This window comes from Winogradskyella sp. ECml5-4, assembly GCF_036903175.1.
GTDB lineage: Bacteria > Bacteroidota > Bacteroidia > Flavobacteriales > Flavobacteriaceae > Winogradskyella > Winogradskyella damuponensis.
The window spans coordinates 1-1142 of record NZ_JAYJLF010000060.1 but is presented as its reverse complement, the minus strand read 5'-3'; the positions used below and the strand labels follow the sequence as shown (position 1 = coordinate 1142).

Annotated in this window: 2 protein-coding genes; both read left to right on the top strand. The window is 33.8% G+C overall.

All coding sequences use genetic code 11. From position 1 onward, the window contains the following. On the top strand, nt 1–147 hold a 147-nt coding region (locus VDP25_RS17600; RefSeq protein WP_443089862.1), incomplete at its 5' end, for an ISAon1 family transposase N-terminal region protein. Beyond that, nucleotides 137–1120: an ISAon1 family transposase gene (locus VDP25_RS17595; protein ID WP_443089861.1), complete on the top strand. Its 984-nt coding sequence runs from the start codon at nt 137–139 to the stop codon at nt 1118–1120. The genes VDP25_RS17600 and VDP25_RS17595, both read left to right, overlap by 11 nt. The last annotated feature ends 22 nt before the right edge of the window (nt 1121–1142 follow it).

Here is a 1142-nt window from a genome sequence, read left to right as displayed (position 1 = left end):
AACACAGTATATCTACATGTTAAGCGTCGTAGATGGTTAGATAAAACCACTAAAGAAGTTGTACAAAGAGACTGGAACTTAGTTGCACAGGGAACACGAATGACTACCGAGTTCGCTGCTTTTTTAAAAGAAATTAATCGATACTAAAGCTTCAGACTGTCACACTATTGCTGGTTTTTACAATGTTAATGGTAAAAAGCTATCTAGACAGTACAGAGATTATCTTAGTGAATTTAATCATTGGAAGCAGAAACCACATGCTAAACAATGGCTTATCTTCCCAGAGAATATAGGACCTTATCTTTCTATTGACGAAACAGCATTGTCAAAGGGCGAACTCTATACAATCATTACCAATAAAAATGCAAAAGGTAAGAAAGGCAGTATTGTAGCTGTTTTTGCAGGAACTAAAGTCGAACCTATTATTGAACAACTACTTAAAATATCAGCAAAAAAAAGAGCTAAGGTCAAAGAAATAACATTGGATATGGCAAACTCAATGAAAACCATTGTAAAAAAATGCTTCCCTAAAGCCATACAGGTAACAGATCGCTTCCACGTTCAAAAACTTGCCATTGAAGCCTTGCAAGACATTAGAATAAAACACAGATGGGATGCAATAGACCTAGAAAATGAGCAAATAAAACAAGCTAGATTAAACAATAAAACTTATAACCCTCTAGTGTTTAACAATGGGGACACAAGAAAACAACTTTTAGCAAGAAGTAGATATCTACTGTATAAATCACCACAAAATTGGACTGAGAACCAATATCAAAGAAGTCAAATTTTGTTTAAGGAATATCCAGACATAAAAATAGCTTTTAATTTAGTTCAAAGCCTTAGAGATATATTTAATACAGCAACTTCAATACAGGTTGCATATACTAAGTTAGCTCACTGGTATAAGGAGGTGGAACAAGCTGGATTTAGAGCATTCAACACAATAGCTAATACAATAACATTGAACTATCGGTCAATTTTAAACTATTTTATAAATAGAAGTACTAATGCTGCCGCGGAATCTTTCAATGCTAAAATAAAAGCGTTCAGGGCACAGTTTAGAGGGGTCAAGAATGTGGAATTCTTTCTGTTTAGATTAACTACAATCTTTGCTTAAACACAACTTTTGATCTTGATCC